This window comes from Clostridium cuniculi, assembly GCF_004353185.1.
GTDB classification, from domain to species: Bacteria; Bacillota; Clostridia; order Clostridiales; family Clostridiaceae; genus Clostridium; species Clostridium cuniculi.
This window is the reverse complement of record NZ_SMUS01000042.1, coordinates 22,388-31,669: the sequence shown is the minus strand read 5'-3', so window position 1 is coordinate 31,669 and position 9,282 is coordinate 22,388. Positions and strand designations below refer to the sequence as shown.

The window sequence follows — 9,282 nt, the reverse complement described above, 5'->3', positions numbered from 1 at the left end:
AAATTATTGTTATCAACAATTTAGTATAACAGACTTATATAGAATTAATTAATATATTATTACTTTAAAATAAATCTCTAGGTTTTTAACTTTATTGCATAATAAAACTTTAAATCAATATAAATTTATACATTATAAATAGACCATTATTAATAAAAAAAATGGTCAAGCAATAAACTCTCTATAAAAATACTTTCATAACTTAATTTCTATATTTTTTTATAAACTACTATACTGACAATATTTTTGATTTTATATTTTTCCAAGAAATATATGTATTTATTTCTGGTTTTAAACAAAGCTCAAGTTTTATTTTTTCACTTAAAAATAAATTATTTTTAATTTCAAATTCATTTTTATACTCAAATAATCTTAAACTTAAATAATGGTCTAAATATTTAGTTGCTACTCCTCGAAATTTACTAAGCCACTTTTTAGCTTTAATTGAATATTGTATATCAATAGTTTTTTCTTTAACTTTTTTAAGTTGTACCTTATTTATTTCATTAAATGTTTTAGCAAAGATTTTAAGTCTTCCATCAGTAATCCCCTCAACATAAGCCCTTCTATCTAATCTAGGTATGATATTATCCCTAATTTCATAAAACCCCAAATGTTTTCTTGCTGCAATAATTGGTATTATATCTATAGAATCATTTAAAGCATTAACAACTGTAATTTTATCTCTTTTTTTATTTTTAATATCTCTAGAACCCTTAAAGTTTTCAGTTACTACCATTTTTGTTAACTCTACATAAGAGCTTATTTTTTCAATATAATTTTTACTTTTTATATCATATAAAAAGCGATGTCTCCAAAAAAAAGCTGTAACAATAGTTATGTTCAATTCTGCAGCACATTCTCTTATAGTTAAACCTTTATTTAATAGTTCAAAATATTCCTTCCATTTATCCTTAAACTTTTTAGAATATCTAAATTTATTATAAATATTATTAGTAAAGGTTCTTCCGCAGCTTTCCTCTTTACATTTATATCTTTGAATACTTCTATAGTTTCCATATTTAATAATTTCCTTGCTTTCACAATATGGACATTTGCTTATTATATTACTTTTAGAATTATTATTTTTCCACATTCTAAAATCGAAGTCATCTACTATTTTTTTGCTGGAATTTTTAATTAATATCTTATAAATATTATTCATGTTATCACCATTTGTAATTATTAACAGACAAAAAAATTCTAAACCTTCAATTTAATTTTATTCCTTTTTAACTTTAGAGTAAAAAAAAGAGTTAATGCTTATTTTTAAAACACTAACTCTCTAATAATATATATTTTATTAATACCTTTATTATAATAAATATAATGCTAATAATTTTATCGTATTTTCAAGTGCCTTCACATGTGTTCTTTCCATACCATGAGAAGCATGAACACCTGGTCCTATAAGTGCTCCTCTTATATCATTTCCTGCTCTTAAAGCAGCACTTACATCAGAACCATACATTGGATATATATCTACAGCATAACTTAGATTATTTTCTTTAGCTAAGTTAATTAACTCAGTAGTCATATTGTAGTCATAAGGTCCACTGGAATCTTTTGCACATATTGATACATCATACTCTGTGCAAGATAAATCATCTCCTATACATCCCATATCAACTGCAATCATTTCACTAATATCACTTGGAATAGAAGCTGAACCATGTCCAACCTCTTCGTATGTTGAAATTACAATTTTTACAGTATATTTAGGTTTTAAATTTTCTCTATGCATCATTTCTAATAGTGCAATTATTGCTGCTACACTACCTTTATCATCAATAAATCTTGATTTTATAAATCCACTTTCAGTAATAGTAGTCTTTGGATCAATAAATATAAAATCTCCCGGAGCAATTCCTAATGCTAAAACATCCTCCTTATTTTTTACTATTTCATCAATTCTAACTTCCATGTTTTTTTCATCTCTAGTTTTACTTTTGCTATCTTCAAAAACATGTGCCGCTGGACTAGTACTTAAAAAAGTACCTGTATAAACTTTCCCGTCTCTTGTTCTTATTTTACAATACTCACTATCTAATGTTGGTACTATAGGTCCTCCTAATATTGTGAACTTTAAAGTTCCATTTGCTGTTATAGATCTCACCATAGCTCCTAATGTATCTACATGCGCGCAAAGCCCAACTGTCTTTTCATTATTTTGTCCTTCCACTGTAATTATTCCACAGCCCTTATTATTTCTTTCAAACTTATATCCAAAAGACTTAACAATTTCCTCTATCTTATCCATAATTTCAAAACAAAAACCTGTAGGACTATTAAACTCTAGTATATCTTTTGCTGTTTTTAATAAAAATTCCTTATTAATACTAAGATTATTACTCATTTTTTCCTCCTAAATTTAGCAAATTAATTCTATATCATTTATATTACCATAATTTCTCTACATGTTCTAATCTGCTTTATAACTTTTACTTATGTCCAACAATATTATGTGGTACATAAGCTTCCTCTAAGTAATTAATATCCTCATCAGTTAATTTAATATCTAATGCTCCTACAAAATCATCTAAATATTTTTCCTTTGTTATTCCAACAATAGGTGCAGTAACCCCTTTGCTCCATAACCATGAAACTGCAATTTGTGATTTTGTTGCATTATATTTTTTAGCAATTTCTGAAACTCTTTGAACAATAATTTTATCTTGCCCTTCAGTTTTATCGTATTTTCCTTTTGCAATATTATCTTCTTTAAATCTTTTTGAATCTGATTCCCAATCACGTGTCAAACGACCAGCTGCTAAAGGACTATATGGAACTAACGCCACTCCCATATCATTGCATAAGGAATTCATTTCTCTTTCCTCTTCCCTATATAATAAATTATAATGTCCTTGCATAACTGAAAATTTTGTCCAGCCATTCTTTTCTGCTATATATTGAGCTTTTGCAAACTGCCATGCATACATAGATGAAGCTCCTAAGTAAAGAACTTTTCCAGCCCTCACTAAATCATTAAGAGCACACATTGTTTCTTCAATAGGTGTTTCATAATCCCATCTATGAATATATAAAATATCAATATAATCAACCCCTAAGCGATTTAAAGATTTTTCAACCTCATTTATAATAGCCTTCCTAGATAACCCTGAACTATTCGGACCTTCCCCCATAGCTCCACTGACTTTTGTTGCTATTACGATTTCATCACGATTTGCATAATCTTTTAGAGCTCTTCCTAGTATCTCTTCACTTGCTCCTAATCCGTATACATTTGCAGTATCAAAAAAATTAATTCCTAAATCTAATGATTTTTTGATAATTTTTCTTGAATCTTCTTCATTTAGCACCCAACTATGAATCCATTTTGTAGGGTCTCCAAAACTCATACACCCTAAACAAATTTTTGATACTTCTAATCCTGTATTTCCTAACTTTACATATTCCATAACGATCCTCCTATAAATTATAAAAATAGCTGAATCTTTTTTTTAATTTCTGATTCAGCTAAATTGCTATCAAATTATATATTCTTTTCTATTTCAATTTTCCATATACTTCATCAGTTACTGCTTCAAGCCATTCATTACTTGCACCTTCTGCAGGAACTTCAATAGCAAGATGACAAAACCAACTATCCTTTGCTGCTCCATGCCAATGCTTAACTTCTGCTGGTATATTAACAACATCTCCTGCCTTTAACTCTCTTGCTTCCTCACCCCAAGCTTGATAATATCCTCTTCCTCCAGTAACAAGCAAAATTTGACCTCCCTTATGATGGATATGCCAATTATTACGACATCCTGGTTCAAAAGTAACATTTCCAATACTAACTCCTTCAGTTGTTAGCATATTTAAATGCGCATTCCCTATAAAATACTTAGCAAACATTTCAGGCAATGGCTCTCCAATTTTAAAAACACTTAAATTATTATCATTATTATTTATGGTCATATATATCCTCTCCTTTAATAAATTCATGATATAGCTTATACTTTTAATAAGTAGTACCAAGTAATTCTTTATCAAATTCTTACAACATTATAATCATACTCCTTAGAGTTAACTCAAAGTCAATAAAACTTTTAAATTTATTTTTATTCAATTAAATAAATAAAATAGGGCTTAGATTTAAAATAACTGCCAGTCATTTTAAATCTAAGCCTATTAATTTCTTATATATAAAAATTTTTTTGTTATAACATTATCCTTAAAAATATTTTACAAACATATAAATATTTTTAAATGTATAGACACTTAAAGTTTGTAAATTCAGCATGATTATTTTTTTCTTTATCCCATGCATATAACCCAATCATAACCCCAGTAAAACCGCCAGCAACCTCTGATGATAAATATCTTGTTTTAGCAGTTCCTAAATTAATCTTTTTGTCTTTAGTTTTAAATCCAAAGCTGTAATAACTATTCTTAGCTTCTATAATAAGAGTAACTTTATTATTTTTTTCTATATATACAGACTTTTCCACCGATTTAATATCTCCAACATTTAATCTTTCAATTACCTCATATCCATTATCGCATTCTCTTATTGCCAAATCATAATGGTGATTTTCATCCATATATATAGTTATGCCTGCCTCCCCATTAGAAACAGCTACATCACATGTTATATTTGCATTAAAATCCTTTTGTCTAAGACCTATAAATGTTGGTGAGTCTATATCATCAAGTGTAATTTTAGTACCTTTTAATATTAATTTATTTTTATCAAAGATATAATTTTCTAAATTAGGTATACGTATATAACACCATTCCTTATTCCACTCAGTATTTTCAAATGTATAAGACTTTTTCTCATTTTGTACAATATTACTATTAATACACTTTAAATCAAAAGACTTTAAAGTTGTACCATTATTACCAGCTGTAAACCAACCATCTTCGCCAAATGTAATTGGAGTTAGAAAAACTTCACGTCCTAAATGGTGATAAGCTTCCCATTGTCCACTTTGACGGAATCCTAAATGTAACATCCACCAGTTACCATCATTATCCTGAATTAAATCACCATGTCCTACTCCCTGTATTTCATAGCCACCTAAATTACGATTTGTCAAAACTGGATTATTATAATATCCTTCAAAATAACCATCTATAGAATCTCCACATGCATATGTAACCATATGTCCAAACTCAGTTCCACCTTCGGCCGCTACAAGATAATATTTCCCATTTATTTTATACATATGAGGTCCTTCAATATAACGACCACCAGAACCTGTCCAAATTGTTCTACTTGGTGTAAGCTTTTTACCTGATTCAATATCAATTTCACATTGAACAATACCACTTACTCCATAATCATCACATCCATTACTCATAAAATAGGTTCTATTATCCTCAAAATATAAAGATGGATCAATTCCTCCTTGATCTACATATATAGGTTCTGACCATTCACCATAAATATCATCTGTCCATACATAAAAATTCTCATGTGTGGTATCATTTGTTGTTGTCATATAAAATCGTCCATTATTATATCTTATAGTAGGTGCAAAAATACCACCTGAACTATTTATTTTATCAAGTTGTACTTGGCTTTTTCTAGTTAAACAATGACCTATTTGATTCCAGTTAATAAGATCCTTACTTTCAAATAAGGGAACCCCAGGAAAATATTGAAACGAGCTACATACAAGATAATATGTATCTTTAACTTTACAAACACTTGGATCAGGATAAAATCCCTTAATTACAGGATTATTATATTTCATTTTATTTACCTCCAGATATTATAATAAAATCTTTTAAACATCGTTTACATTTTAATATTTTATTCATTCCTTTTATAAGAATATCATCATAATATCATTAATCTAAAATACTCAATACATATATTTTTTGTGATAAAATACCTACATTTTTTGCAATTATTATTTTATTTAAAATAAAATAAGGCCTCATAAGTTTTTATAATAACTAACGAAGCCTTACTTTTATATTAAACTTAAAAAGTTATCTCAAATATTAATTTTTTCTCAACATATCTTTTTTATTAAAAGTAAATTATATTGCTCTATCTAAATAACTCCAAAATTTCTTCATTTGTTAATTTAGCAATATTATTTATATTTAAACTGTCATCACTCATAACACTATTTATTATTTCTCGTTTATCTTCTTGTAGCTGAATAATTTTTTCTTCAATGGTATCTTTAGCAATAAGCTTAATTACTTCAACTATATTTTTTTGTCCTATTCTATGAGCTCTATCTGTTGCTTGGTCCTCTATTGCAGGATTCCACCATGGATCCATATGCATAACAAACTTTGCTGATGTTAAGTTAAGTCCTGTTCCTCCTGCTTTTAAGGAAATTAAGAAAATCTCTGGTTCCTTACATTCATTGAACTCTGATACAAGTTTTATTCTTTCCTTAGCACTAGTAGATCCATCTAAGTATTTATTTTTTATTTTTCTTATATTTAATTCCTCTTCTATCTTTTTTAATACTGAAGTAAATTGAGAAAATACTAACATTTTATTATTATCTTCTATAACTTCCTCTATTATCTCAAGAGCAATATTTAACTTTCCGCTATCACCAGTATAATCTTTATTAACTAAAATAGGATCTTGGCATATCTGTCTTAATCGTGTTAAATAAGAGAAAATCGTTATATTATCATCTTCTCCAGTTTTTAACTTTAACTTAACCTCTTTCATATAATTTTTATAAGCTAACTTTTGTTCACTAGTCATTGGAACATAATACTTTTTCTCAATCTTTTCAGGCAATTCAGTTATAACATCTCTTTTTAATCTTCTTAATATAAATGGTTTTATTAAAGACCTTAACTCCTCAATTTCCTTTTCACTTCTATTAACAAACTTCTTCTTAAATTTCTTTTCATCAAATAAATATCCTGGCATTATAAAATCAAAAATTGACCATAATTCAATTAATGAGTTTTCTATAGGAGTACCTGTTAATGCAAATTTTACTTTTGCATTTATCTCTTTAATTATCTTAGTATTTTGTGCTTTTGGATTTTTAATATTTTGTGCCTCATCTATAATACAATAATCAAAAATTTCATTTTTATAAAATTCTATATCGTTTTTAATTGTTCCATAAGTAGTTAAAAGAACATCATAATCTTCTTTATTATCTAATATTTTATTTCTAGCACTTTTGCTTCCATGAATAATTCCAACATTTAAACTTGGTGCAAACTTTTCAAACTCTTCTTTCCAATTATATATAAGGGAAGTTGGTGTAACTACTAATGACCTCTTATTTTTCTTATGTAACAAAAATGCAATTACTTGAATAGTCTTTCCAAGGCCCATTTCATCGGCTAAAATCCCACCAAAATTCATTTCACTTAAAGATAATAAATAATTTACACCAGTAAGTTGATAATTTCTTAATGTCCCATTTAATTCCTTTATTCCATTAACTTCTTCTATAACCCTACTTTCCAATCTTTTAGAAACTACTTTTAAAACTTCTGCTCCTCTTATAAAGTTTAGATTATAATTTTCTATGTTATCTTCTATAAATATAGCTTTACTCTTATCTACCTCTATTTCACCATCATATATTTCTTGATTATATATTAAATTATCAATAATATTAAAGAAATTAGCTATTCCTAAGTCTCTTAGATTTAATAATCGTCCAGTTTTAGTTTTATAAAAATCTCTATTATCTTCTAAAGCTTGCAATACATTTATATACTCACTATATTCTAATCCATCTATATCATACTTAAATCTTAGCCCCTGATCTTGCCCCTCAAATATAGCATGTATATCATTACTACCCACAAGATTAACTTCATTAAAACTTTTAGCAAATTCTAAAATAGAAAATTCTTCAAAAAACTTTAATCCACTAGTAAAAAAATCATAACGCTCTTCATCATTTCCAATAAATAAAAATTCATTTGCCTTTTTTATAAATCTATATCTTTCTAACTTCATTGATATTTCTTCCTCAAAATTATTATCTCTTAGGAAATAATCTATATTTTTATCTAATATATTTATTGTTTTTCCAAAATAATTAACAGTAGCTTTACATTTAATATTGTTATTTTCATTTTTAAAGAAAAATTTAACTTTATAATAATTTCTACAAAAATTTTTAACTCCCTCACCTAACATTATATCTTTACTAATATTACTTAATAAATTAAATAACTTATTAATATAAGCTTCCTGTTTAGGATACTCTATTTTCCCATTACTTTTTAACTTATGATACAATACTTTATAGTTATTTATTTGATTATCACTTGGCAAGTAAATTTTCCTATCATTTAAAAACACGGTAAAATTATCATTTAGAGGAATAGGTAATTTCTTCTTTGTAGTCAAAATTATTTTATCAAAATCTATTTTTACAGTGAAAGATAAAGGCATATCCTCTTTTATAATATAGCTTTCATAATTAATATAATCATAATTTAACTTAACTTTTCTGTTATCACTTACTAACTTTAGAATTTCTTCTATATACTCTTCATTAACTCTTAAAATCTTACCTTCTATAACCTTAAAGAAATCTTCCTTATTTAAATTTAAAACTATATAATTTAAAAGTCTTTCATCCTCTTCCTTAAATTTCATAGAAGAACTATTATATAAGAATTCACCGTTAATCCTAAGCTGTCCTTTTACTTCTTTACACTTTAGAAACTCATTAATTTTAGGAATTAAATAAGTAGTATTTTCACCTATTCTAATTTGTATATCAAATGTCTTATTATCATTTCTTTTAATATCTAAATCTAAATTTAGTATCTTCTTTTCGACCCTTCCTTTAGCGACTTTACATTCTTTACTTTTACTTAAAGCTGGATTTTCTTTATTTATTTTCTTTATTCTATTTTTTGCTACAATATAGAAATAAAATATAGTTGCAATTATATGCTTACAGATATAATTAGTCTTATGCTTTGAAAATTCTTCATATGTACTACATGTACATGTTGCACCTATTACTCTTTCACCTTTTAAATTGTACTTAATATGACAACTATACTCCTTACTATTATCTTCTTCTGCTACTTTTGAATATATATGATAAATATCATTAATCTTTTTACTACTTAAATTTGATACTAATCTATTTTTATAAATCTCTTTACCATCTTTTATGCTAATATTAGATCCTAAGGCTAATACATTATCTAATAAATTTTTTAAATCCACCTTTTTCACCTCATTATCATATAATTAAATTATTATATCATAAGTTGTTATCTACGTTAATATCTATAAATTTATCTTATTACTTAAATATTTTTTTATAAAAAAATATAAAGTAGTTCATAAACATT

6 protein-coding genes are annotated in these 9,282 nt (G+C 26.4%); all 6 read right to left on the bottom strand.

Annotation, left to right across the window (positions count from 1 at the left end; translation table 11 throughout):
- Positions 1-229 precede the first annotated feature (229 nt).
- Positions 230-1,165, bottom strand: coding sequence for an IS1 family transposase (locus tag EJJ37_RS16770; RefSeq protein WP_133016638.1), 936 nt, complete (start codon positions 1,163-1,165; stop codon positions 230-232).
- Positions 1,166-1,315: 150 nt separating this feature from the next.
- The gene (locus tag EJJ37_RS16765; protein WP_133016637.1) at positions 1,316-2,356 is read right to left on the bottom strand and encodes a M42 family metallopeptidase; all 1,041 of its coding nucleotides are present in this window, start codon (positions 2,354-2,356) and stop codon (positions 1,316-1,318) included.
- A gap of 85 nt (positions 2,357-2,441) precedes the next feature.
- On the bottom strand, positions 2,442-3,419 hold the full coding sequence (locus EJJ37_RS16760) for an aldo/keto reductase (RefSeq protein ID WP_133016636.1): 978 nt from the start codon (positions 3,417-3,419) through the stop codon (positions 2,442-2,444).
- Positions 3,420-3,507: 88 nt separating this feature from the next.
- Positions 3,508-3,924, bottom strand: a complete 417-nt coding sequence (locus tag EJJ37_RS16755) for a cupin domain-containing protein (RefSeq protein WP_133016635.1) — start codon at positions 3,922-3,924, stop codon at positions 3,508-3,510.
- 287 nt (positions 3,925-4,211) lie between these two features.
- Complete coding sequence (locus EJJ37_RS16750) at positions 4,212-5,708, bottom strand: glycoside hydrolase family 43 protein (protein ID WP_133016634.1); 1,497 nt, start codon at positions 5,706-5,708, stop codon at positions 4,212-4,214.
- A gap of 302 nt (positions 5,709-6,010) precedes the next feature.
- Entirely contained in the window at positions 6,011-9,154 is a 3,144-nt protein-coding gene (locus EJJ37_RS16745) for a DEAD/DEAH box helicase (protein WP_166484816.1), read from the bottom strand.
- Positions 9,155-9,282 lie beyond the last annotated feature (128 nt).

What these genes read in the sequence shown, in the direction of transcription:
- EJJ37_RS16755 (WP_133016635.1), bottom strand. Translation starts at nt 3,924, where the DNA reads ATGACCATAAATAATAATGATAATAATTTAAGTGTTTTTAAAATTGGA.
- EJJ37_RS16750 (WP_133016634.1), bottom strand. Translation starts at nt 5,708, where the DNA reads ATGAAATATAATAATCCTGTAATTAAGGGATTTTATCCTGATCCAAGT.
- EJJ37_RS16770 (WP_133016638.1), bottom strand. Translation starts at nt 1,165, where the DNA reads ATGAATAATATTTATAAGATATTAATTAAAAATTCCAGCAAAAAAATA.
- EJJ37_RS16765 (WP_133016637.1), bottom strand. Translation starts at nt 2,356, where the DNA reads ATGAGTAATAATCTTAGTATTAATAAGGAATTTTTATTAAAAACAGCA.
- EJJ37_RS16760 (WP_133016636.1), bottom strand. Translation starts at nt 3,419, where the DNA reads ATGGAATATGTAAAGTTAGGAAATACAGGATTAGAAGTATCAAAAATT.